20 protein-coding genes are annotated in these 24,156 nt (G+C 65.8%); 9 read left to right on the top strand and 11 right to left on the bottom strand.

The features are described from left to right. Positions 1-8: 8 nt before the first annotated feature. Together MK313_RS04235 and MK313_RS04230 are read right to left on the bottom strand one after the other, a co-directional pair. Positions 9-1,118 carry a serine hydrolase domain-containing protein gene (locus tag MK313_RS04235; protein WP_287780233.1) on the bottom strand — a complete coding sequence of 370 codons (1,110 nt, stop codon included), beginning with the start codon at positions 1,116-1,118 and terminating at the stop codon, positions 9-11. Between the two features lie 44 nt (positions 1,119-1,162). Continuing rightward, on the bottom strand, positions 1,163-2,611 hold the full coding sequence (locus MK313_RS04230) for an amidohydrolase family protein (protein WP_287780232.1): 1,449 nt from the start codon (positions 2,609-2,611) through the stop codon (positions 1,163-1,165). Between the two features lie 148 nt (positions 2,612-2,759). Here MK313_RS04230 and MK313_RS04225 point away from each other — a divergent pair, with 148 nt between their 5' ends. After that, complete coding sequence (locus MK313_RS04225) at positions 2,760-4,349, top strand: peptide chain release factor 3 (RefSeq protein WP_287780231.1); 1,590 nt, start codon at positions 2,760-2,762, stop codon at positions 4,347-4,349. A gap of 102 nt (positions 4,350-4,451) precedes the next feature. Here the strand turns inward: MK313_RS04225 and MK313_RS04220 are convergent, their stop codons facing one another. Both MK313_RS04220 and MK313_RS04215 read right to left on the bottom strand, forming a co-directional pair. After that, entirely contained in the window at positions 4,452-6,185 is a 1,734-nt protein-coding gene (locus tag MK313_RS04220; RefSeq protein ID WP_287780230.1) for a hydantoinase B/oxoprolinase family protein, read from the bottom strand. 14 nt (positions 6,186-6,199) lie between these two features. Further along, on the bottom strand, positions 6,200-8,308 hold the full coding sequence (locus MK313_RS04215; RefSeq protein WP_287780229.1) for a hydantoinase/oxoprolinase family protein: 2,109 nt from the start codon (positions 8,306-8,308) through the stop codon (positions 6,200-6,202). 116 nt (positions 8,309-8,424) lie between these two features. Between MK313_RS04215 and MK313_RS04210 the strand changes: the two genes are divergently transcribed. Then, positions 8,425-9,096 carry a DUF4286 family protein gene (locus MK313_RS04210; protein WP_287780228.1) on the top strand — a complete coding sequence of 224 codons (672 nt, stop codon included), beginning with the start codon at positions 8,425-8,427 and terminating at the stop codon, positions 9,094-9,096. A 47-nt stretch (positions 9,097-9,143) separates the two neighbouring features. Here MK313_RS04210 and MK313_RS04205 read toward each other — a convergent pair whose 3' ends face one another. Beyond that, positions 9,144-10,532: an amidase gene (locus MK313_RS04205; RefSeq protein WP_287780227.1), complete on the bottom strand. Its 1,389-nt coding sequence runs from the start codon at positions 10,530-10,532 to the stop codon at positions 9,144-9,146. Between the two features lie 211 nt (positions 10,533-10,743). On the opposite strand from MK313_RS04205, the gene MK313_RS04200 reads away from it, so the two are divergent. The 4 genes from MK313_RS04200 to MK313_RS04185 all read left to right on the top strand — a co-directional run bounded on the left by MK313_RS04200 (position 10,744) and on the right by MK313_RS04185 (position 14,184). Continuing rightward, positions 10,744-11,217 (top strand): RT0821/Lpp0805 family surface protein, encoded by a 474-nt coding sequence (locus MK313_RS04200; protein WP_287780226.1) that lies wholly within the window; start codon positions 10,744-10,746, stop codon positions 11,215-11,217. A 12-nt stretch (positions 11,218-11,229) separates the two neighbouring features. Next, positions 11,230-11,874 carry a peptidoglycan-binding domain-containing protein gene (locus MK313_RS04195; RefSeq protein ID WP_287780225.1) on the top strand — a complete coding sequence of 215 codons (645 nt, stop codon included), beginning with the start codon at positions 11,230-11,232 and terminating at the stop codon, positions 11,872-11,874. A gap of 76 nt (positions 11,875-11,950) precedes the next feature. After that, complete coding sequence (locus MK313_RS04190) at positions 11,951-13,585, top strand: acyl-CoA synthetase (protein ID WP_121218234.1); 1,635 nt, start codon at positions 11,951-11,953, stop codon at positions 13,583-13,585. Then, entirely contained in the window at positions 13,582-14,184 is a 603-nt protein-coding gene (locus MK313_RS04185; RefSeq protein WP_121218232.1) for a 2-hydroxychromene-2-carboxylate isomerase, read from the top strand. The genes MK313_RS04190 and MK313_RS04185 overlap by 4 nt, the downstream gene beginning before the upstream one ends. A gap of 334 nt (positions 14,185-14,518) precedes the next feature. Here the strand turns inward: MK313_RS04185 and MK313_RS04180 are convergent, their stop codons facing one another. Together MK313_RS04180 and MK313_RS04175 are read right to left on the bottom strand one after the other, a co-directional pair. After that, positions 14,519-15,691: an iron-containing alcohol dehydrogenase gene (locus tag MK313_RS04180; RefSeq protein ID WP_287780224.1), complete on the bottom strand. Its 1,173-nt coding sequence runs from the start codon at positions 15,689-15,691 to the stop codon at positions 14,519-14,521. A 1-nt stretch (position 15,692) separates the two neighbouring features. Beyond that, the gene (locus MK313_RS04175) at positions 15,693-17,060 is read right to left on the bottom strand and encodes a glutamine synthetase family protein (RefSeq protein ID WP_287780223.1); all 1,368 of its coding nucleotides are present in this window, start codon (positions 17,058-17,060) and stop codon (positions 15,693-15,695) included. Positions 17,061-17,230: 170 nt separating this feature from the next. Here MK313_RS04175 and MK313_RS04170 point away from each other — a divergent pair, with 170 nt between their 5' ends. Genes MK313_RS04170 through MK313_RS04160 form a run of 3 tightly spaced genes read left to right on the top strand, consistent with a single transcriptional unit; the run spans position 17,231 to position 19,034 of the window. Next, positions 17,231-17,791: a molybdopterin-dependent oxidoreductase gene (locus MK313_RS04170; RefSeq protein WP_287780222.1), complete on the top strand. Its 561-nt coding sequence runs from the start codon at positions 17,231-17,233 to the stop codon at positions 17,789-17,791. Between the two features lie 10 nt (positions 17,792-17,801). Further along, the gene (locus tag MK313_RS04165; protein ID WP_287780260.1) at positions 17,802-18,800 is read left to right on the top strand and encodes an LLM class flavin-dependent oxidoreductase; all 999 of its coding nucleotides are present in this window, start codon (positions 17,802-17,804) and stop codon (positions 18,798-18,800) included. 21 nt (positions 18,801-18,821) lie between these two features. Then, positions 18,822-19,034, top strand: coding sequence for an alkylphosphonate utilization protein (locus MK313_RS04160; protein ID WP_287780221.1), 213 nt, complete (start codon positions 18,822-18,824; stop codon positions 19,032-19,034). A gap of 1 nt (position 19,035) precedes the next feature. On the opposite strand, the gene MK313_RS04155 is transcribed toward MK313_RS04160, so the two are convergent. The 4 genes from MK313_RS04155 to MK313_RS04140 all read right to left on the bottom strand — a co-directional run bounded on the left by MK313_RS04155 (position 19,036) and on the right by MK313_RS04140 (position 24,012). Then, positions 19,036-19,515 carry a CreA family protein gene (locus MK313_RS04155; RefSeq protein ID WP_287780220.1) on the bottom strand — a complete coding sequence of 160 codons (480 nt, stop codon included), beginning with the start codon at positions 19,513-19,515 and terminating at the stop codon, positions 19,036-19,038. A gap of 199 nt (positions 19,516-19,714) precedes the next feature. Beyond that, a complete protein-coding gene (gene uvrB, locus MK313_RS04150) occupies positions 19,715-21,868 on the bottom strand; it encodes an excinuclease ABC subunit UvrB (RefSeq protein WP_287780259.1) in 2,154 nt (717 codons plus the stop codon). Positions 21,869-21,983: 115 nt separating this feature from the next. After that, positions 21,984-22,751: a class II aldolase/adducin family protein gene (locus tag MK313_RS04145; protein ID WP_287780219.1), complete on the bottom strand. Its 768-nt coding sequence runs from the start codon at positions 22,749-22,751 to the stop codon at positions 21,984-21,986. Between the two features lie 25 nt (positions 22,752-22,776). Continuing rightward, complete coding sequence (locus MK313_RS04140; protein WP_008944282.1) at positions 22,777-24,012, bottom strand: MFS transporter; 1,236 nt, start codon at positions 24,010-24,012, stop codon at positions 22,777-22,779. Positions 24,013-24,156 lie beyond the last annotated feature (144 nt).

Genomic DNA, 24,156 nt, shown 5'->3' with positions numbered 1-24,156 from the left:
GCACCCCCTTAGCGCATCGCCTCCATCACGCGTCGGCAGAAACCGTCGAAGCCCGGCTTGGCGATCCAGCGCACCACGGCGACGAGGTCGTGCGCCGGGTCCATCCAGATGATCGAATTGCCGGCGCCGACCGCGAAGAAGCTGGTCTCCGGCGCGCTGGGATACTGCTTCCGGTCGGTATTCAGCCACCACATATAGCCATAGATCGGCTGCAGGTCGCAGGGCTGCAGCGAGGCGTCAATCCAGCTCTCCGGCAGGATTTCCGTACCGTTCCACGTGCCCTTGTTGGCCATCAGCAAGCCAACGCGGGCATGGTCGCGCGAGCCGATCATCATGCCGCCGCCCCAGTGGCCGCCGCCGGAGACGGACTGGACTTGGCGGCCGCCGATCTCGACATAGGAATTGCGATAGCCATGCCATTCCCAGTCCTGCGAGGCGCCGATCGGGTCCATCACCTCGCGCTTCAGCACGGCAGGCAGGCCTTCGCCCAGCACGCGCAGCAGGGCCAGCGACAGCCGGTTCACGCGGATGTCGTTATATTCCCAGAAGCTGCCCGGCTTCTGCAGGTCGCGGTGGGTGCCCTTCTTGGAATTGGCCCCCTCGCTGGTCAGGTCGCGGTGGCGGTCCAGCAGGTCCGGCTTGTCCCACAGCGTGCCTTCCCATTCGCTGGTCTGCTGCAGCAGATGATGCCAGGTGATGTCGCGGTTCTGCTCCGACTCGAAGCCGCCATCCTTCACCAGCTCGCGGATCGGGGCGTGGATGTCCTTGATCAGCCCCTTCTTCACCGCCAGGCCGGCGCAGATCGACAGGTAGCTCTTGGAGACCGAGAAGGTCATGTCGGCGCGGCTGGTATCGCCCCATTCGGCGACGATGCGCCCGCCCTTCAGGATAAGGCCGTTCGGCCCCGTGCGCTCGCGCACCGGCCCCAGGATCTCGTTATAGGGCGGCGGCTCGAAATGGCCCTCGGTCAGCACCTTCATGATGTCGCGGTCCCAGCCGGTCTCATGCGAGATGGCGTGATCGACGGCGGCCTGAAGGGCCGTGGCATCGAAACCGGCAGCCGCCGGCTCCTGCCGTTCCCAGTCGGAACCGGCAGCCGGAAAATAGGTCTTGGTCATGGTTTGGGCGTTTCTTTTTTTGAGAGTTGAGTGACGATTCGAAGTCAGTTTAGCCGGTCAACGGTACGATAGGCCATAGGGGCCAGCTCGTCGGCGCTGCGATTGTTCCAGTCCAGCTTGGAGACCTTCTTCAGGGAGCGCTTCTGCGCCTCCTCCAGCGCTTCGGAGGCAGCCTGCAGATCGATGGTCAGGCACTTGCCGTCCTGCACCACCTGTCGTCCATCGACGAACACATCGTTCACCGCGCGGTCGCCGGCGACATAGACCAGGCTGCGCACCGGCTCACGCAGCGGCATCATCGCCGGGTGCTTGGCGTCCAGCAGCACGATATCGGCCTTGAAGCCGGGCGCGATGCCGCCGATGTCCGGCTGGCGCAGGGCCCGTGCCCCGCCCAGCGTGGCGGCGTTGAACACGTCGGAGGTGTTCAGGTCGTCCACGCTCTCGCCGATGACGCGGGCATACATGGCGACGCAGCGCATCTCCTCCAGGAAATTGTGCGGATAGGTGTCGGTGCCGATGCCCATATTCACGCCGGCCCGGATATAGCCGCCGAAGGTGCGCAGCGTGATGCCGCGCCGGGCGAACACGGTCGGGCAGTGCGCCACGGTCGAGCCGCTGTCGGCCAGCAGGCCCAGATCCTTGCGCGTCGTCCAGTGCAGCCAGGGGTGATGGTCGAGGAAGATGCCGTGGCCGATGATCGAATGCTCGCCCAGCGCGCCGATGGACTCCATCCACTGGATCGGCGTCAGCCCGTGGCGGCGCTGCATCTCCAGGAATTCGGTCACCGCCTGCGCGGCGTGGATCTGGAACGGCAGGTTCTTCTCCACCGCATAGTCGAAGCTGTCGCGGATCAGCTCCGGCGTGCAGGTGTCGATCTGCGCCGGGCAGACCATGCCGGACAGCCGGCCGGACGGGTGCTGGTTGGCAAGGTCGATGATCCGCCGTGCCTTCTCGAAGCCCTTGCGGCCATTCTCCGGGTTCCAGTCATATTTCAGCTCGTGCCCGTCGGTCGTGTACCAGCGCGCGTCGCGGTACATCGGCGCGACCACGGCGCGGATGCCGCTGTCGGCCAGCGTATCAAGCCAGCCCTCGAAGGCAATCGACAGATCGGCCACGGTGGTGCAGCCGCTCATCAGCAGCTCCGCCATCGCCACCTGCATGCAGGCCTGATAGCCATCGGGATCGTTCTCGAAGACGGTCAGATATTCGTACAGCGATGAATGCCAGAAGCCGGGGCTGCGGGTCTCGTCGGTGATGCCCTTGCGCAGCGGTTCGCTGGTCGGGTGGGAATGGACATTGACCATGCCCGGCATGACGACGCGGTTGCGGCCGTCGATCTCGCGGTCCGCCTTGCCCTCGTAGCCCTTGCCGACATGGGTGATGCGGTTGTCCTCGAAGGCGACGTCGGCATCGCGCAGATAGACATGCTCGCCCTTAACCTTGTCGAGGGCCACGACCCAGTCGGCATTGCGGATTACGGTGGTTTCGGTCATCGCGATGGCATCCCTGAAATGTAACTCTTGCTATCAAGTTGGCCGCAGAACGGGCCAGCAGGCAAGGGGGAATTTCCCAGCGGCCATTGACTTCGCGGGCGCGACGGGGCACCTAACGCCCACGTTTCGAAACGCCCTTATGAGTTCCATGACCGAGTTCGCCGACACCGTGTCGCGGCGCCGGACCTTCGCGATCATCGCGCATCCGGACGCCGGCAAGACCACGCTGACCGAAAAGCTGCTGCTGTTCGGCGGCGCCATCCAGCTTGCGGGTGCCGTGAAGGCGCGCGGTGACGCGCGGCGTGCACGCTCCGACTGGATGAAGGTGGAGAAGGAGCGGGGCATCTCGGTCACCGTCTCGGTGATGACCTTCGACTATGAGAACCGCACCTTCAACCTGCTCGACACGCCGGGCCATGAGGATTTCAGCGAGGACACCTACCGCACGCTGACGGCGGTGGATTCGGCTGTCATGGTGATCGACGCCGCCAAGGGCATCGAGGAGCAGACCCGCAAGCTGTTCGAGGTCTGCCGCCTGCGCAACGTGCCGATCATCACCTTCATCAACAAGATGGACCGCGAGGCGCGCGACCCGTTCGAGCTGCTGTCGCAGATTGAGGACGAACTGCAGCTGCATGTCACACCGGCCTCCTGGCCGATCGGCATGGGGCCGGGCTTCCTTGGCTGCTACGACCTGATGAAGGACCAGCTGGTATTGATGCCGAAGAGCCGCAGCGCGCTCTCCGGCGAGACCGTGACCTGCACCGGGCTGGACGATCCGAAGATCGACCAGCTGCTGCCGTCCCATGCGGCGGTGGAGCTGCGCGAACAGGTGGAGATGGCGCGCGGCCTGATGCCGGAATTCGACATGGAGATGTACCGCGAGGGGCATCTGACGCCGGTCTATTTCGGCAGTGCGGTGAACAGCTTCGGCGTGCGCGAGCTGCTGGACGGGCTGGCCGAGCTGGTGCCGCCGCCGCGCCCGCAGCCGGCGGTCGGCCGGAACATCGACCCGCTGGAGGACAAGGTCAGCGGCTTCGTGTTCAAGATCCAGGCGAACATGGACCCGAAGCACCGCGACCGCATCGCCTTCTTCCGGCTGGCCTCGGGCCATTTCAAGCGCGGCATGAAGCTGAAGCATGTGCGCACCGACAAGCAGGTGAACCTGCACAATCCGCTGCTGTTCCTGGCGCAGGACCGCGAGATCGCGGAGGAGGCGGTGGCGGGCGATATCATCGGCATCCCGAACCATGGCAATCTGCGCATCGGCGACGCGCTGACCGAGGGCGAGCCGATCCAGTTCACCGGCATTCCCAGCTTCGCGCCGGAAATGCTGCAGCGGGTGCGACCCGAAGACCCGATGAAGGCGAAGCATCTGGGGGCGGCGCTGATCCAGCTGGCGGAGGAGGGGGCGGCCCGCGTGTTCAAGCCGAACCTCGATTCCGGCTGGATCGTCGGTGTGGTCGGCGTGCTGCAGTTCGACGTGCTGGCCGACCGTATCCGCACCGAATACGGCATCCCGGTGAAGTTCGAGCAGACCCAGTACATTACCGCGCGCTGGATCGAATCGGACGATCCGCTGCTGCTGAAGAAGTTCCGCGACGCCAACGGCTCGACCCTGGCGGAGGATCATGACGGCGACCCCGTCTTCCTCGCGCGCAACAACTGGCACCTCGACACCGCCATCGAGCAGAACCCCAAGCTGCGCTTCCTGAAGACGAAAGAGAAGCTGGCTTAGGGGTTCCTATAATTTCGTCATGGTCGGACTTGATCCGACCATCCAGCGAACGGCTCCGTTTCTCTGGACCCTCGGGTCAAGCCCGAGGGTGACGATAATGAATTACTCCGCCGCTGCCTGTGACCGGCGCTGCTGCGTGGCGGCCTCGTCCACACCGTAATTGTCATTCAGCACCACGCCATAGTCGCGCTCCGCCGCCTCGCGGGAGACGAAGCCGGCCAGCACGTCGGCCGCAACCTCCGCTGCCGGCCGCTCATAGGGGCGGCCGAAGCCGCCGCCGCCGGGCATTTCCAGCACCAGCGTCTCGCCGGCGGGGATTGGCTGACGGCCTTTCGGCTTCATGCCGGTGCCTGTGCCGCGCTGGTACATCTTGCCGACCTGGCCCTCGGCACCGCCCTTGCGGCCGCGCGGCGGGTGGATCATGCGGTCGAACATGGAGGAAATCGCAAAGGGCGCGCCCTCGGCATGGGAAATCACCATGACCTGCCCGGTGCCGCCGCGATAGCGCCCGGCCCCGCCGGAATCGGTGCGGTATTCCTTCTTCCAGACGATCAGCGGGGCGACCGTCTCGTTGATCTCCACCGGGGTGTTGCGCACGCCGGACGGGAAGGCGGTGGCCGACAGCCCATCCTTGCCGGGCCGCGCGCCGGTGCCGCCGGTATGGAACAGGTTCACCGCGAACGGCGTGGCCTTACCGTAATCGGCATCGCCGACCAGCCCATGGCCACCCAGCAGCATCGGGTTCCACAGGCAGGAGGTACCTTCCGCCGGCACATCGCCGATCACCTGCTCCAGGCAGCCCAGCACCACATCCGGCAGCATCTGGCCGATGGCGTGGCGCGCGGCGACGGCGCAGGGATGTGGCGCGTTCAGGATGGAGCCTTCCGTCGCGGTGATGCGGACAGGCTCCAGCGAGCCGGCATTGTTCGGCACCTTGCCGCCGATCATGCAGCGCACGCCGAAGCTGGCATAGGCCTGGGTATAGGTCAGCGGCACGTTGATGCCGTAGGTGGAGACCGGCGAGGTACCATCGAAATCCACATCGATGCCGTTCTCGCCGACCTTCATGGTGGCGACGATGTCGATCGGCTTGTCATAGCCGTCGATGCGCATCGAATTCTTGTAGGTACCGGCCTTCAGCGCGCGGATTTCCTCCAGCATCGCCGCCCGGCTGTGCTCGATGATGTGCTCGCCCAGCGGGTCGATGCTGTCCAGGCTGAATTCCCGCATCATGTCCACCAGCCGGCGGCTGCCGGTCTCGTTGCAGGCCGCCAGCGAATAGAGGTCGCCTTCCACCTGCACCGGCTCGCGCACATTGGCGCGAACGATCTGCAGCAGCGATTCGTTCATCGTGCCGGCATGGGCCAGATGCATGATCGGGATGTTGATGCCTTCCTCATAGACCTGCCGCCCATCGGCGCCGAAGCCGCGCCCGCCGACATCGACGACATGGCTGGTCGAGGCGAACAGCGCGACCATCTTGCCGTCCTTGAAGGTGGGCGTAACGACGGTGAAATCGTGCAGATGGCCGGTGCCGAGCCAGGGGTCGTTGGTGACGAAGACGTCGCCTTCCTTCATCGTTTCCGCCGGGAACCGTTCCAGGAAGAAGCCGACCGAGGCGGCCATCGCGTTCACATGGCCGGGCGTGCCGGTGACGGCCTGCGCCAGCATGCGGCCGCGCGTGTCGAACACGCCGGCGGACAGATCGCCAGCCTCGCGCACGGAGGTGGAGAAGGCGGTGCGGATCAGTGCCTGCGCCTGTTCCTCGACAACCGAGAGCAGGCGGTTCCACATGATCTGCAGATGGATCTGGTCGAGGGCGGAATTCCGGGTCATCGCGATGTCCTTCCTCAGGCGGCCGTCTTGCGGACGAGAACAATATACTCCAGCTCGTTGATCAGCGCATCGAAGCTGGAGGAGACGACGGTGGTGGTCTGTTCCTCGGCGATCAGCGCCGGGCCGGGCACGCGCATGCCGGGCTTCAGGTCGGGCCGCCAGTAGATGCCGGCCTCGACATGGTCGGTCTTCACCGGATCGAAGATCGGCTTGCGCGATTTCGGTTTCGGAGCCGGCAGGCTCTCCACCGGCATCGGCACGGTCGCGGGCTTCTCCACCTTCGTGCTGACGGTCAGCGTCCAGCTCAGGATCTCGATATCGAGATTGGGGATGGTCCGGCCATACAGCGCCGCATAGGCTTTGGCGAACACATCGGCCATATGCTGCGCGTCGGCCTGCGTCAGGTCGCGCACCGGCACATCGACGGCGATCTCGTGGCCCTGGCCGACATAGCGCATATAGGCCTGCCGGATTTCCACCAGTTCCGCCTTCGGCGCGCCCTCGCGCACGATGGCCAGCGCCTCCTCCTGCATCTCCTTCAGCGTCGCGTTGGCGACGGAGGCGTCGAACTGGGAAAGCTTCATGTGCCGGCTGCGCACCACCTCATAGGCGACGGGGGCCTTCAGGAAACCCAGCGCCGAGCCGACACCGGCCCCGGTCGGGATGATGACGCGGTCGATCTCCAGTTTCTCGGCGAGCCGTGCCGCATGCAGCGGCGCGGCACCGCCGAAGGCGATCATCGCGCGCTTGGCGATGTCCTTGCCCCATTCGATGGCGTGCACGCGCGCCGCATTCGCCATGTTCTCGTCCACCACCTCGGCGATGCCGAAGGCAGCCAGTGCGTCGGAGAGGTTCAGCTTCGCGCCGATCTCCGTCGCCATCGCCGCCTTCGACTTTTCCGGCGACAGGCTGACCGAGCCGCCGGCGAAGACGTCAGGGTCGATGCGGCCCATCACCACATCGGCGTCGGTCACGGTGGGCTGCGTGCCGCCCCGTCCATAGCAGGCCGGGCCGGGGACGGAGCCGGCGGATTCCGGGCCGACGGTGATGCGCTTCATGGTGTCGACATGGGCGATGGAGCCGCCGCCCGCCCCGATCTCCACCATCTCGATGACGGGGATGCGGATGGGCAGGCCGCTGCCCTTCATGAAGCGATAGACGCGGTCCACCTCGAAGGTGCGGGAGGCCAGCGGCTGCGCTTTGTCGATCAGGCACAGCTTCGCCGTGGTGCCGCCCATATCGTAGGACACCACTTCGTCGAGCCCGCATTCGGCGGCGATGCGGCTGGCCAGGATGGCGCCGCCGGCCGGGCCGGATTCGACCAGCCGGATCGGGAATTTCATCGCCGTTTCCAGCGCCGTCAGACCGCCGCCGGAGGTGATCATGAAGAACGGGCAGCCATAGCCCAGATCGTGCAGCTGCGCCTTCAGCCGGGCGAGGTAGCTGGCCATCAGCGGCTGCACATAGGCGTTGGCGCAGGTGGTCGATTGCCGCTCATACTCGCGCACTTCCGGGCAGACCTCGGAGGACAGCGTATAGGACAGGTCGGGCAGGGCCTCGCGCAGGATATCCGCCGTGCGCTGCTCATGCGCCGGGTTGGCGTAGGCATGGATGAAGCCGATGGCGATGCTCTCCACGTCCTCGCGCTTCAGCACCGGGATCAGGTCCCGTACCGACTGCTCGTCCAGCGGGATCAGCGCCTCGCCCTTCACATTCAGCCGTTCGCGCACCGGCAGGCGCAGATGGCGCGGCACCAGCGGCTTCGGCCGGTCGATATTGATGTCGTACTGCTCGAACCGGTTCTCGTAGGCCATCTCCACGGAATCGCGGAAGCCCTCGGTGGTCAGCAGCGCGGTCTTCGCCCCCTTGCGCTCGATCAGCGCATTAGTCGCCAGCGTGGTGCCATGGATGATGATCGACACGTCGGACGGCGCGATGCCGGCCTGCTCGATCACCTTGGCGATGCCGGTCAGCACGCCTTCCTCCGGGGCTGCCGGCGTGGTCAGCACCTTGGTCGTTACCAGCCGGCCGCCAACCTCCAGAGCCACATCGGTGAAGGTGCCGCCGATATCGACGGCGAGACGCGCACCAGCGGATGAGCCAGCGGGAGAGGAAGCAGTCATGAAGGCACTCCATTCGGGCGGGCCGGAAAGGGAAGGAACGGCACGCTACAATCGCCCCCGGAGTTGTGCAACATTGATGACAACTTTGGTCATACGCCACGCGAAAAGGAGACGAGATGGCGCTGCAGGGCACCGGCATGCTGATCGTGGGAACCGACATTCCCATAGCATTGGAGGAGGAGTTCAATCGCTGGTACGACCGCGAGCATATTGCGGAGCGGGTAGGAATTCCGGGCTTCCTGTCGGCGCGGCGCTATATCGCCGTCTCGGCCAGCCCGAAATATATCTCCTTCTACGAGACGGAGGATTTCGCCGTCCTCTCCAGTCCGGCCTACAAGCAGATGCTGGCGAACCAGACCGACTGGTCGAAGAAGGTGATGGCGAATTTCCAGAATGTGAAGCGCCAGGTCGCCCGCACGACCGCCGGTCTTGGCGCCGGCCTTGGCGGCGCCGCGGCGGTGATCCGGCTGCGCCCGGCGGACAATGATTCCGCCACGGCGCGCGAGGCGCTGAAGGTGGTTCTGGCGGACCTTGTGACGAAGGATGGCACGCTGGCCGCCCATATCATGGAAAGCGACCCGGAACTGTCCAAGCCGCTGGCCGAGCACAAGGACGCGCCGAAAGACGCGCCGGAAGCGAAGGACTGGATCGTGCTGGTCGATACCACCTCGGCGGAGGTCGCCGCTGCCGCCGCCAAGGCGGTTTCATCGGCCAGCCTGCCGGGGCTGAAAGCCATCGACAGCGGCACCTACGCGCTGATGTGGATACTCGGCAAGCCGGAGCTTTAGCGGCTTTCCCTCGCCCCGGCAGGGGCGAGGGGGTTCTCAGCTACCCCTTACACAAACCCCTTCAGGTTCGGGGCAGGCGGCGTGCCGAACAGCTCCTCCATCGCCAGAGCGATCGAAAGCGCGCGTTCCTCTGCGAAGCCGGGGCAGAGCAGCTGCAGGCCGATCGGCAGGTCGCCATCGCCGAGATGCTGGATTGGCGTCGAGGTGCCGGACTGGCGGAAAAGGTTGCCGGGCTGGGTGTTCTGCGTCACCAGCCGCGCATATTTGCCGCCGACTTCCGGGTCTTCGAGATCAGCCACCGGTGCCGGCAGGATCGGCGAGGTCGGCGTGATCCAGCCATCCAGCCCCGCCATGCGCTGTTCGGCGATCTTCTCCAGGTCGCGGGTGCGCCAGATCGCGTGCAGATATTCCGGCGCGCCAACCGTGAGGCCGGATTCGGCGCGGGAGCCGACGACCGGGTCCATCTTACGGCGGCCGGCCTTGAAGCGCTTGCGCCCCAGCGCCGCCACCAGCTCGACCGGAAGCACGACCGGGAAGATCTTCGCGCGTTCGGCGGCTTCCGGCACCTCGATATCGACGATGGAAGCCCCGGCCTTGGCCAGCTTCTCCAGCGCCTTCTTGGTCGCCTGCGCTACCGGCTTTTCCAGATTATCGAAGAAATAGCCCACCGGCCGGCCAAGCCGTAGCCCGTCCAGCGGTGCGGCCTGCACCACCGGGCGGCCGGTCAGGCCGGCGAAGACCTGCGCTGCATCCGCTGCCGATTTGGTCAGCGGGCCGATGGTGTCGAAGGTCGGCGACAGCGGGAACACGCCGTCCGTTGCCCATAGCCCGACCGTGGTCTTCAGCCCGAACAGCCCGCACAGCGCCGCCGGGATACGCACCGAGCCGCCAGTGTCGGAGCCGATGGCGAACCCGCACAGGCCGGCAGCCGTCGCCACGGCGGAGCCGCTGGAGGAGCCGCCGGGCAGGCGCGCCACCTTGGCGTCCCATGGGTTCCACGGCGTGCCGCGCGGCTTGCTGATACCGGTGGCGCCCAGCGCGAACTCGACGGTCTTGGTCTTGCCCAGGATGATGCAGCCGGCGCGCCGCAGCATCCTCACGAAGCTGCCTTCCCCGCCGATCAGGTCGGCGACGTCCAGCTTCGTGCCGGCGAAGGCCTTGGTGCCCTCGATGGCGAACAGGTCCTTCACCGCCACCGGCACGCCCATCAGCGGGCCGAGATCGGTGCCGGCGGCCAGCAGCCTGTCGATGGCCTTCGCGGCGGTTATTGCCTGCTTGCCCATGACCAGCTGGAAGGCGCCCAGCTTCGGGTCCAGTGCCTTGATGCGGTCGAGATAGGCGCGGGTCGCGGCTTCGGCGGTGGTCTTGCCGGCGCGCAGGTCGCGGCCATAGGCAGCGATACCGTGGGCGAGGGGATCGGGCGGAAGGGCGGTCATGGAATGTCTCTCGAAATTGGTAAGGGGCGAATGTGGGGCAGGCAGGGAATCGGTGGCGCCATCCTGCCGCGCTTTCACCGCATGGGCCAAGTGCGATCTTTACAAAGCCGCGACGGAATTTCGCCGCAATGGCGTTGAAAGGTGAGGAACCGGGTAGCGCTGGACCCGTTACACCGGTGTACAGGATTGCATCCCACAAGGGAGAATAAAGATGCGTACCAGGATCATCGCCATCGCACTTGCCGCTCCGCTGGCGCTTGCCGCCTGCGAGAATAGCGGTGTCGGCACCAAGCAGGGCATCGGCGGCGTTCTCGGCGGTGTCGGCGGCGCCGTTGCGGGCGCGCAGTTCGGCAGTGGCACCGGCCAGCTGGCAGCCACGGCGGCGGGCGCGCTGCTGGGCGCCTATCTGGGTTCCGAGGTTGGCCGCGGGCTGGATGATGTGGATCGCCAGCGTGCACAGAACGCCTTCAACCGCGCCAATACGGCACCGGTCGGCCAGACCATCACCTGGAACAATCCGAACAGCGGCAATTCCGGCACGGTAACGCCGGTGCGCGACGGCACCGCCTCCAGCGGCGAATATTGCCGCGAGTATCAGACAACGGTCTATGTCGACGGCAAGTCGCAGAACGCCCATGGCGTGGCCTGCCGACAGGCCGATGGCAGCTGGAAGATGGTGAATTAGGGAGCCGGTCCGATGCGCGCCAAATCTCTTGTGACGGCTGCGAAAACCGAACCAGGCCGGGTCGCGTTGCTGGCACTGGCCGCCATCGCCTTCTGGGCGCTGGCCAAGCCGGCGGCCGGCATGACCCTGCCGCCGGTGCCCGACCACGCGCCGGTGCCGACGCCGCTGGTCATGGCACAGGCGGTGGAGAGCATGCCGGAGCAGATGCGCACCGCCACGATCCGCGCGATCCAGGAGACGCTGAACGAGAAGGGCTTCAAGGCCGGCCCGGTCGATGGCGCAATGGGGCCGCGCACGCGCAGCGCCCTCCGCGACTATCAGCGCAAGGCCGGCCTGCCGGTCGATGGCGTCGCCAGCAAGGATGTGCTGGACCATATGAAGTTCGCGCGGCCGGAAGTGTCGGCGGGCACGGGCAGCGCAGCCCCGAAGCAGGTGGCGGGCGATCCGCTGACCCGCGACGTGCAGCGCGAGCTGCTGCGGCTGGGCTATTATGGCGGTGCCATTGACGGGCTGTATGGCCCGGCGACCCGGCAGGCCATCGAGCGCTACCAGTACGACCACGGCAAGAGCGTCACCGGCAATGTCGGCCAGGACCTGCTGGAGGAGCTGCGCGGCATGAAACCGGGGCAGGTCGGCACGACCGGCCTTCGCACTTAGGGCCTTCGCACCTAGTAAAAGCTTCCGCTCCGCCGTTATCATCCTCCCAACAAGAAAAGTGGGAGGATGAGACGCCATGCTGGCCAGAGCGGCACGCTATGAGGAGGCCGTCGCCGGATTCCGCTGGCGGGTGCCGCAGCGCTACAATATCGGCGTCGATGTGTGCGACCGGCACGACCCGTCAGCACTGGCGCTGATCCACGAAAATGAGGATGGCTCGATCCGCCGCTATAGCTTCGGCGAGATATCGCGCCTGTCGAACCGGCTCGCCAATGTGCTGCTGGCGCAGGGGCTGACGCCGGGTGACCGGGTCGGCATCCTGTTGCCGCAGCGGCCGGAGGCGGCGATTGCCCATGTCGCCTGCTACAAGGCCGGGCTGATCGCCGTGCCCTTGTTCACCCTGTTCGGGCCGGAGGCTCTGGAATACCGCCTCGGCAATGCCGGCTGCCGCGCGCTGGTCACCGATGCCGAACGGCTGCCGGTGATTGAAGAAATCCGCCCGGCCCTGCCGGACCTTTCCGTCGTGCTGGCGGCGGATGCGGCACGGGACAGCGATTTCTTCCTGTCGCTGGAGACCGCGCTTACGAAGGCCAGCGACAGTTTAATCCCCATCGACAGCGCCGCCGACGACCCCGCCCTCATCATCTATACCTCCGGTACCACCGGCCAGCCCAAGGGCGCGCTGCATGCGCATCGCACGCTGCTGGGCCATCTGCCGGGCGTCGAGTTTCCGCAGGAATTCTTTCCGCAGCCGGGTGACCTGTTCTGGACACCGGCCGACTGGGCCTGGATCGGCGGGCTGATCGATGTGCTGCTGCCCAGCTGGCATCACGGCGTGCCGGTGCTGTCCCACCGTATGCGCAAGTTCGACCCGGAGCACGCCTTCCACCTGATGGCCAAGCATGGCGTGCGCAATGCCTTTCTGCCGCCGACCGCGCTGAAGATGATGCGCCAGGTCGAGAAGCCGAAAAGCCGCTGGGACTATGCCATGCGCTCCATCGGTTCCGGCGGTGAGACGCTGGGGGCGGAGCTGCTGGACTGGGGCCGCGAGGTTTTCGGCCTGACCGTCAACGAATTCTATGGCCAGACCGAATGCAATCTGGTGGTGGGCAATTGCGCCTCCATCCTGCCGGTCCGGCCGGGGGCGATGGGGCGCGCCATTCCGGGCCATGATGTGCAAATCGTCGATGCGGACGGGAATATCCTGCCCGTGGGAAGCGTCGGTACAGTCGGCATCCGCAAGGGCGACCCGGTGATGTTCCTGGAATACTGGAAGAACCCTGAGGCTACGGCGGCGAAGTTCGCCGGCGACTTCCTGCTGACCGGCGATCAGGCACGGCAGGACGAGGAGGGGTATTTCTGGTTCGTTGGCCGCGATGACGATGTCATCACCTCGGCGGGTTACCGGATCGGCCCCGCGGAGATCGAGGATTGCCTGCTGAAGCATCCCGCTGTGGCGATGGCAGCCGTGATCGGCGTGCCCGACCCCTTGCGCACGGAGGCGGTAAAGGCTTTCCTTGTGCCGAAACCGGGCATCCTGCCCGACGCGCAACTGGTCAGCGACATTCAGGACTTCGTGAAGACACGGCTGGCGGCGCACGAATATCCCCGCCATGTCGCCTTCGTGGACAGCCTGCCGATGACCGCGACCGGCAAGATCATGCGCCGCGAATTGCGTGCGCTGGAAACCGAAAGGCAAGAGAACCGATGAGCAAGATTGTCGACTACTATTTCACGCCGCAGAGCCCTTGGGCCTATCTGGGCGGCAAGCGCTTCGCGGAGATCGCGAAGAAGCACGGCGCCACGGTGGCGGTGAAGCCGATTGACCTTGGCAAGGCCTTCTCCGTCTCCGGTGGCCTGCCGCTGGCCAAGCGCCCGCCGCAGCGCCAGGCGTACCGGCTGCTGGAGCTGGCGCGCTGGAAGAAGAAGCTGGGCGTGCCGCTGGTCACCCATCCGACGCATTTTCCCGGCGATGGCAAGCCCGCCAGCCTGATGATCATCGCCGCGCGCATGAATGGCGACGATGCGCTGGCGCTGGCCAATGCCTGTGGTGCCGCGCTGTGGGCGGAGGACCGCAACGTCGCCGACTGGGACGTGCTGGTCGATGTCGCCAACAAGCTGGGCATGGACGGCAAGGGGCTGCGGCTCGCCGCCGAAACCAATTCCGAGGTCGAGCAGGATTTCCAGACCGCGACCGAGGAAGCCATGGCCCGCGACGTATTCGGCGCGCCCAGCTACATCATCGATGGCGAGCTGTTCTGGGGCCAGGACCGGCTGGAGTTCGTCGAGGACAAGCTGGCCGGACGGTGAGTGTTTACCCCTCACCCAGCGTCGCCTAATTCGCTTCGCTCATAAGGCTCCACAACCCTCTCCCGCAAGGGGAGAGGGAAAGAACAGAGCGCGCAGACAATAACCCTCTCCCCTGGCGGGAGAGGGTGGTGAGCGTAAGCGAACCGGGTGAGGGGGCAACTCTCTTAAAGCCGTCATTCCCGGCCTTGTGCCGGGAATCCAGGGTTCAGCCTGCTCAGGCCGGCATCCAGCTAGTGGAAGCCTGGACCCCCGCAATAAATGCGGGGGTGACATTTAGAGAATGGGGATGACGGGCAGAGAGTAGGGGCAAGGCAAAGGGAACGAACGCTAACCCCTACAACCGCCCCGCCACCGCATCCTCGAACAGTTTCTGCAGGATGGCAGGCGTCAGCGGGATCGGGTTGCCACCGGCGCTGGGATCGTCGGCGGCATACTGGCCGATCTCTCCGGAGCGGGCGGCATCGACGCCGATTTCCGCCAGCGTATGGGGAATGCCGAGGTCGCGGCGGAAGGCCAGGATCCAGTCCATGAATCCGTCGAACCCGCCCGCGATATCGAGGAAGGCCGCCAGCCGGCCGATCTTCGCCTCCACCGCCGGGCGGTTGAACGCCAGCACATAGGGCATGACCACGGCGTTGGTCAGCCCGTGATGGGTGTCGTACAGCGCGCCGACCGGGTGGCTGATCGCGTGGATGCCGCCCAGCCCTTTCTGGAATGCTGTGGCGCCCATGCTGGCGGCGACCAGCATCTGGCCGCGCGCCTCGATATCCGTGCCGTCCTTGCAGGCGCGCGGCAGATATTCCTTTACCAGCCGCATGCCCTCCACCGCCACGCCCTCGGCCAGCGGGTGGAAGGAGGGCGCGCAATAGGCCTCCAGGCAATGGGTGAAGGCATCGACGCCGGTTGCCGCCGTCAGATGCGGCGGCAGGCCGACGGTCAGGGCGGGGTCCTCGATCACCACGGCGGGCAGCATCTTCGGGTGGAAGATGATGATCTTGCGGTGCGTCTCCTCATTCACGATCACGCCGGCGCGCCCGACCTCCGAGCCGGTGCCCGCCGTGGTCGGCACGGCGACGATGGGGGCGATGCCCTGCAGGCTGGCATCCTTCCAGCCCGGCCCGGCATCGTCGAAATGCCAGACCGGCAGGCTCTGCCCGGCCATAAACGCAATGACCTTGCCGGCATCCATGGCGCTGCCGCCGCCGACAACCACCACGCCGTCATGCTGGCCGGCGCGGAACGCCTTCAGCCCGGCCTCGACATTGCCGCCGGTCGGGTTCGGCTTCACGTCGGAGAAGAGTTCAGCGCCGAGGCCGGCCTTGCGGCAATCCTCCAGCATGGCAGCGAGCATCGGCAGGCCGGCGAGGCCGGGGTCGGTGACCAGCAGCGGGCGCTGCATGCCAAGTTCGGCGCAGGTCCGGGGCAGCAGCGAGATGGAGCCGGCGCCGAAGCGGATCGTCGTCGGGAAGGTGAAGGTCGCGCGCAGGGTGGCGAAGTCGTGGTTCATGTCAGATGATCTCGAAATAGCGGTGCAGTTCCCAGTCGGAGATGTGCTTGCGGTATTGCCGTTCCTCCCACTCGCGGGTGGCGGCGAAATGCTCGACGAAATCCTCGCCCAGCATCTGCCGCGCGGCTTTTGAGCGGCGCAGCTTCTGCGCCGCCTCCCACAGCGTGGCGGGGAAGGCGAGGCGGGAAGGCGGCTTCACCTCATAGGCATTGCCCTTGACGGGGGCTTCCGGCTCGATCTCGTTCTCGATGCCCCACAGGCCCGAGGCGAGTGCTGCCGCCTGCACCAGATAGGGATTCCCGTCCGCCGCCGCGACCCGGTATTCGATGCGCTTGGATTTCGGCGAATCGCCGATGAGGCGTAGCGCGCAGGTGCGGTTCTCCACGCCCCACAGTGACGCGATGGGCGCCCAGTAGCCGGGAATCAGGCGGGAAAAGCTGTTCACCGTGGGTGCGATCAGCGCCAGCATCTCCGGCATCAGCCTCTGCTGCCCGCCCAGGAAATGCCGCATGGTGGGGCTCATGCCGTGCTCCGCCGCCGGGTCATGGAACACCGGCTTGCCGTCCCTGTCGGTCAGCGACAGGTGCAGGTGGCCGCTCTGCCCCGGATAGTCGGGCGACCATTTCGCCATGAAGGTCGCCATCATGCCGTTGCGCTGCGCCAGCACCTTGGTGAAGCTCTTGAACAGGGCGGCCTTGTCGGCGGCGGCCAGCGCGTCATCGACGGAAATTGCGGCTTCCAGCACGCCGGGGCCGGTCTCGGTGTGCAGCCCCTCGATGGGGAAGTCCATGCGCTCCGACAGTTCCAGCAGGGCGTGATAGAAATCGGCATGCACGGTGGAGCGCAGCACGGAATAGCCGAACATGCCGGGCGTGATCGGCTTCAGCCCGTAATAGCCCTTCTCGCGGATGCTGTCGGGCGTCTCGTCGAACAGGAAGAATTCATACTCGAAGGCGGCCCTGGCCTTGAAGCCCATGGACTCCGCCTTGTCCAGCACCCGGCGCAGCGTGCCGCGCGGGCAGACCGTCTCCGCCTTGTCGGCGAACTCGCCCAGGAAGAACAGCATATTGTCCTCGAAGGGCAGCTCGCGGCAGCTTTCCGGCAGGATGCGCACCGGCGCGTCGGGATAGGCGGTGTGCCAGCCGGTGAAGCGTGTGTTGTCGTACAGCTCGTCCTGCGAATCCCAGCCCAGCACCACGTCGCAAAAGCCGAAACCGCCCTCCAGCGCGGAGAAGAACTTGTCGCGCGCCATGTACTTGCCGCGCAGCACGCCATCGATATCGCTGACCCCGACCTTCACATGGCTGAGGCCGCGCGCCTCGACGATCCGCCTTGCCTCCTCGGCTGTCTTTACCTCTCTGGCCTGCATGTTTCGTCCCGCCTCCTGTCCGGTCGGTATGGCACCCGATTATTTATATACGTACCTATGATCCTGGATCAGACCGGAAAACCACGCTGCTGTCGAGCGGTGCGGATGACCCGGCCGGCAAGCGGCGCTATAGTCCCCTTAACCATTCGACACTCGGGATCGGAGCCATCATGAAGTCTCGTCTGTTCGGCGCGTTCGTCGCCCTCGGCCTGCTCGTTTCCGGCGCCGTCTCGGCGCAGCAATTGCCGGAACCGTCCGGGCCGGTCGTCCTCACCATCACCGGCACGGTGGACAAGTCCAATCGCGGACCGTTCGATCCGTTCATGGACGGGCTGCTGAAGAGCCACGGCGTCACCGGCTTCGAGAAGGCGGTGGCTTTCGACCTCCCGATGCTGGAGGCGCTGGGCATGAAGAGCCTGACCGTGCGCTACCCGGAATGGCCGAAGGGCTACACGTTCGAGGGGCCGCTGCTGCGCGATGTGCTGAAGGCCGCCGGTGCCAGGGGCAGCACCATCCGTTTCCTGGGGCTGGATGGCTATGAGCCGGAAATCCCGGTGACCGACGCCTATAATCACGATGCCATGCTGGCGGTGAAGGCCGATGGCCGCTATCTCGGCATCGGCGACCGTGGCCCGGTCTGGCTGGTCTATCCGCGCGATACCGACCCGAAGCTGAAGGGCATGGACGATTCCAAATGGCTCTGGGCCGGCTTCTACATGACAGTGGAATAGGGGGATGGCGATGATTCCCTTTTCGGTTCTCGATCTGGCGCCGGTGCCGCAGGGCTCCACGCCCGGCGATGCGCTGCGCAACACGATCGACCTTGCCCGTCATGCGGAGCGCTGGGGCTATAACCGCTACTGGCTGGCCGAGCATCACAATATGACCGGCATCGCCAGTGCGGCGACCTCCGTGGTGATCGGCCAGGTGGCCGCCGCCACCAAGACCATGCGGGTGGGGGCGGGTGGCATCATGCTGCCGAACCATTCGCCGCTGGTGATTGCGGAGCAGTTCGGCACGCTGGAATCGCTGTTTCCGGGCCGCATCGATCTTGGCCTCGGCCGTGCGCCGGGCACCGACCAGATGACCTGGCGGGCGCTGCGCCGCGATCCCATGGCGTCCGACCAGTTCCCGCAGGATGTGCTGGAGCTGCAGGCGCTGCTCGGGCCGCTGCAGCCAGACCAGCGCATCCAGGCTGTGCCGGGGACGGATACCAACGTGCCGCTGTGGATTCTGGGATCCAGCCTGTTCGGCGCGCAGCTGGCGGCGGTGCTGGGCCTGCCCTATGCCTTTGCCTCGCATTTCGCGCCGGGCGCACTGATGCAGGCGCTTGCCGTCTATCGTGAGGGCTTCAAGCCGTCCGAGCAGCTCGACCGGCCGCATGCGATGGTCGGGGTGAATGTGTTCGCCGCCGAAACGGATGCGGAGGCGCGCTATCTCTTCACCTCCGCCCAGCAGCGGGTGATCGGCATGATCCGCGGACGGCGCGGTCAGCTGCCGCCGCCGGTCGAGGATATCGAAAGCCTGTGGTCGCCGGACGAGAAGGCGCATGTCGCGCGCATGCTGGCCTGTTCCTTCGTCGGCTCGGCGGAAACGGTGCGGGCCGGTCTGGAACGCTTCATCGCGGATACCGGCGCCGACGAGCTGATCGTCGCCTCGGCGATCCATGACCACGGGAAGCGCCTGCGCTCCTACGAAATCCTCTCCGGCATCGTCAGCGACCTGCGCGCGGCGGCGTAACCCCCTTTTGGAAGTACGATTGTGACAGTGAAAGACAGCAACGGCACGGCGCTGGCCGATGGCGATTCGGTTCAGGTCATCAAGGATCTGAAGGTGAAGGGCACCTCGGTGACGCTGAAGCGGGGCACGCTGATCAAGAATATCCGCCTGACCAACGACGAGGCGGAGATCGAGTGCAATGCCGACAAGGTGAAGGGGCTGGTGCTGAAGACCTGCTTCCTGAAGAAGGCCTGAGTCAGCGCCAGGGCATGATCGGCACGCTGGTCACCGCATTCTGCGGGCTACCCTCGATCAGCCGGTCGGAATAGGTCAGATAGACCAGCGTATTGCGCTTCTTGTCGTAGAAGCGCACGACCTGCAGCTTCTTGAAGATGATCGAGCGGCTTTCGCGGAATACCGTCTTGCCTTCGCCGGGATCGGAATCGGCGATGGTTTTCGGCAGGCTGATCGGCCCGGTCTGCCGGCAGGCGATGGAGGCGTCCGAAGTGTCTTCCGCCAGCCCGACCCAGCCCTTGATACCGCCGGTCTTGGCGCGGCTGATATGGCAGGATACGCCTGGTACCTCCGGGTCGTCGAAGGCTTCGATGCAGATCTTGTGGTTCGGGCCGATCCACTGGAAGGCACTGTCCACACAGCCGATCTCGTCAGCCCTGGCCGGTGCGGCTACGACGCCGAGTCCAATCAGCAGGGCAGCAAACAGGAAGAGGCGATGCATTGTGGAAGGTTCCTTCAGTCGTTCCTCGTGCCGACGTTAGCTGACCATAGCGGGCGGTTTCTCCTGCCGTCATTCCCGCACTTGTTGCGGGAATCCAGGGTTCAGCTTACTCGACCGACGATCCAGCGGGTTGAAGCCTGGACCCCCGCAATAAATGCGGGGGTGACGGGCGGAGACGGTAGGGGAGAGGGATAGCTTATCACGCCCCCCGGCGCTTGTTGCCTTTCGCCCTGCCGCGCGGCGGCTGGATATCGCCCTTCACGCGCGCGGTTGACCCATTGGGCACCTGAACGCGGGTGACCGGTCCGCCGCGCAAAGGCTTGCCGTCGGTGGTGAAGCCCAACTCGGCGGCTTCCAGCCGCTTGATCTCGTCGCGCAGGCGGGCGGCTTCCTCGAATTCCAGGTCGGCGGCGGCGGTGCGCATGCGCTTTTCCAGATCGCCGATGACTTCGCGGATGTTCTTGCCGACCAGCGCGCCTTCCTCGGCACCGGTCTCCACCGTCAGATGGTCGCCGCGCTCATACACGCTCTGCATGATGTCGTTGATCTTCGACTTGATGCTTTCCGGCGTGATGCCGTTGGCGGCATTGTAGGCCTGCTGCTTCTCGCGGCGGCGGTTGGTTTCGTTGATCGCGTATTCCAGGCTTTCCGTCATGCGGTCGGCATAGAGCAGGGCGCGGCCCTCGACATTGCGCGCCGCGCGGCCGATGGTCTGCACCAGCGAGGTCTTGGAGCGCAGATAGCCTTCCTTGTCGGCATCCAGGATGGCGACCAGCGCGCATTCCGGGATGTCCAGCCCCTCGCGCAGCAAATTGATGCCGATCAGCACGTCGAAGGTGCCGAGCCGCAGGTCGCGGATGATCTCGATACGCTCCAGCGTCTCCACGTCGGAATGGATGTAGCGCACCTTGATGCCGGCCTCATGCATATATTCGGTGAGGTCTTCGGCCATCTTCTTGGTCAGCACGGTGATCAGCACGCGCTGGCCCTTCGCCGCCGCGTCCTTGCATTCGGCGATCACGTCATCGACCTGGTTGCCGGTCGGGCGCACGATGCAGACCGGGTCGGTCAGACCGGTCGGGCGCACCACCTGCTCGACGAACACGCCGCCGGTGCGCTCCATCTCCCACGGGCCGGGCGTGGCCGAGACGAAGATGGTCTGCGGGCGCATCTGCTCCCACTCCTCGAACTTCAGCGGCCTGTTGTCGATGCAGACCGGCAGCCGGAAGCCGAACTCCGACAGGGTGGATTTGCGCGCATAGTCGCCTTTGAACATGCCGCCGATCTGCGGCACGGTGACGTGGCTCTCGTCCACGATCAGCAGCGCGTTTTCCGGGATGTACTCGAACAGGGTGGGCGGTGGCTCGCCCGGATTGCGGCCGGTCAGGTAGCGGGAATAATTCTCGATGCCGGCGCACGATCCGGTGGCGGCGATCATCTCCATGTCGAAGGTGGTGCGCTGTTCCAGCCGCTGTGCCTCCAGCAGCTTGCCCTGGCTGTTGAACTCCTCCAGCCGGGCCTTCAGGTCCACCTTCATCTTCTCGATGGCCTGCTGCAGCGTCGGGCGCGGCGTCACATAGTGGCTGTTGGCGAAGATGCGCACGGCCTCCAGCTTCGCGCTCTTCTCGCCGGTCAGCGGGTCGAACTCGACGATCTCCTCGACCTCGTCGCCGAACAGGCTGACGCGCCAGGCCCGGTCCTCATAGTGGGCGGGGAAGATTTCCACCGTGTCGCCGCGCACCCGGAAGGTGCCGCGTGCGAAGGCGGCGTCGTTGCGCTTGTACTGGATCTCGACCAGGTTGCGCAGCAGGGTGGTGCGGTCGATGCTCTGGCCCTGCTCGATCTTCACGATCATCCGGCTGTAATCTTCCGGCGAGCCGATACCGTAGATGCAGGAGACCGAGGCGACGATGATGACGTCCTCGCGCTCCAGCAGCGCGCGCGTCGCGGCGTGGCGCATCCGGTCGATCTGCTCGTTGATCGAGCTTTCCTTCTCGATATAGGTGTCGGTGCGCGGAACGTAGGCTTCCGGCTGGTAATAGTCGTAATAGGAGACGAAGTACTCCACCGCGTTGTTCGGGAAGAAGCTCTTCATCTCGCCATAGAGCTGGGCGGCCAGCGTCTTGTTTGGCGCCAGGATGATGGTCGGGCGCTGCACCTGCTGGATGACATGCGCCACGGTGAAGGTCTTGCCCGAGCCGGTGACGCCCAGCAGCACCTGGTCGCGCTCGCCCTCGGTCAGCCCGGCGATGAGCTGGCGGATCGCCTCCGGCTGGTCGCCTGCCGGCTTGTAGTCGGAGACGATTTCGAGCGGCTGGCCGCGATCCTGCGGGGCGGCCTCGCCGGCCAGCATCGGCGGGCGCTTGTCGCGCGCGCCGCCGAGCGGGTGCATATGGAAGGGGGCTGTGCTGGACATGGCGCTCTAACATAGGACCGCGCGCAGACGGTTTCCAGCGCAGAGGTGAGGCCTACTCCTTGTAGCTGGGGTCCAGCTTGTCGAGCCGGCGCAGATGGCCCGGCCAGTCGCGGGTGCCGAGGATGCCGAACGCCTCATACTGTTGCGCGGTATGCTCGCAGACCTGCCCCGGCGGGATGGTCAGCTTCTGGCCGCCAGACAGCGCGTCGATCTGCGACTGGCAGCATTTCTCCAGATAATGGATCAGGCTGAACGCCTCGGCCACGGTGCGGCCGGCGGACAGCAGCCCGTGATTGCGCAGAATCATCGCGCGATGCTCGCCCAGGTCGCGCACCAGCCGCTTCTTCTCGTCCTCGTCCTGCGCCAGCCCCTCGTAATCGTGATAGCCGAGCCGGTTGTAGAAGCGCATGGAATGCTGGCTGATCGGCAGCAGGCCGCATTCCATCGCGGAGACCGCCATGCCGGCGCGGGTATGGGTGTGCAGCACGCAGTCCACATCCGGGCGTGCGGCATGGATCGCGGAATGGATGACGTAGCCCGCCTTGTTCACTGGATAGGGCGAGGGCAGCAGGATATTGCCGTCATGATCGACCTTCACCAGGCTGGAGGCGGTGATCTCGTCGAAGAACATGCCGTGCGGATTGATAAGAAACTGACCCTCGACACCCGGCACGCGGGCGGAGATGTGGGTGGCCGTCAGGTCGGTCATGCCGTACAGCGCGGTCAGCCGGTAGCAGGCGGCGAGATTGACACGGGTCTCCCATTCCTCGGGGCTGACCAGGTCGCGGACGGGCCGGTCTAGAGCTGTCACGGCATTCATATCGGTTCCTCCTCGGTATATTTCTTCAAGCTTCCAATGCCTGGCCCATGCGGGGCAAGCGTTTCATCGACCAGGCCCAGGCGACCAGCGACAGGATGCAGGCGGCGGCCAGCGGCCAGTGCAGGCCGAACAGTTCCGACGCGGCACCCATGGCCAGCGCGCCCAGCGCCGGGCCGCCGCGGAAAATCATCCAGTAGATGCCCATGACGCGGCCGCGCATCTCGCTCGATACTGCATTCTGCATCAGCGTCTGCATGCCAACGCCGTTGGCGACCAGCGCCGCCCCGGCGAAGCACATGGTAATCATGCCGATGGTCAAATCCTCGGTCGCGGCAAAGCCCAGCAACATCAGGCAGGACGCAAACACCGCCCACAGCGAGATGCGCGTCAGGCCGCGCAGGCTGCCGCGCAGACCGAGCCAGATACCGGACAGGATGGAGCCGGCGCCGGCGGCGGCGACCAGCATGCCCAACCCCTCGGCGCCGGCCTGGAACACGCCATCGGCATAGGCCGGCATCAGCTCCAGCACGGCGCGCAGGCTGGTCGAGGTGACGATGACCAGCACCAGCAGCGGGCCGATGCCGGCATGGCGCGCGGCGTAGAGATAGCCTTCGCCCATCTCGGTGAAGAGCGGCCGGTTGCCGTTTTCGCGCGGCGTGTGCGCCGGGAGCTTCAGCATCAGCAGGGCGGCGAGGAACCAGCAATAGGTCATCGCATTGATGGCGAAGGTCCAGCCCGCCCCGCCAGCGGCGATGATGCCCCCGGCAATCGCCGGGCCGATGAAGCGCGCCAGGTTGAAATTGATCGAGTTGATGGCGATGGCCGCACCCAGATCCTCGCGCGGCACCAGCATCGGGATCATCGCCAGCCGGGCGGGCTGGTAGAAGGCGGTGACCGAGCCCAGAAAGGCGGTCAGCGCGATCAGCATCCAGATATCGATCAGGCCGGTGAAGGTCAGCAGGGCCAGCGTCGTTGCCTGCGCGACTGCCAGATATTGCGCCACGCGTGCCACCTTCATCGGGCCGATGCGGTCCACCGCGACTCCGGCGAAAGCGGTGACCACCACGGTGGGGAACAGATCGGCGAAGGCGACGATGCCGAGCCAGGCGGCGGAGCCGGTCAGCTCCCACGCGACCCAGCCAATGCCGATGCGCTGCATCCAGGTGCCGATGAGGGAGGCCATGTTACCGGTGACATAGAGCCGGTAATTCGGGTGGGAGAGGGCGCGGCCGACGGGGCCAAGGCGGGCGGACAGGGGCATCGGAGGATCATAGCCGGTTTTGCGGACGGCTGTTATGCCGTTCGGGGAAGGCCGGCACGCGCAAGAATCCTGCCGCCGCGGGGCGAAATACCGTTGAACGCATGGCATACCGGGCGTAGGGTTCGCGGCTGTCGGCCCTGCCGG

This window comes from Oceanibaculum sp. (assembly GCF_022449305.1).
In the GTDB taxonomy this organism is placed as follows: domain Bacteria; phylum Pseudomonadota; class Alphaproteobacteria; order Oceanibaculales; family Oceanibaculaceae; genus Oceanibaculum; species Oceanibaculum indicum.
This window is presented reverse-complemented; position numbering and strand designations above follow the sequence as displayed.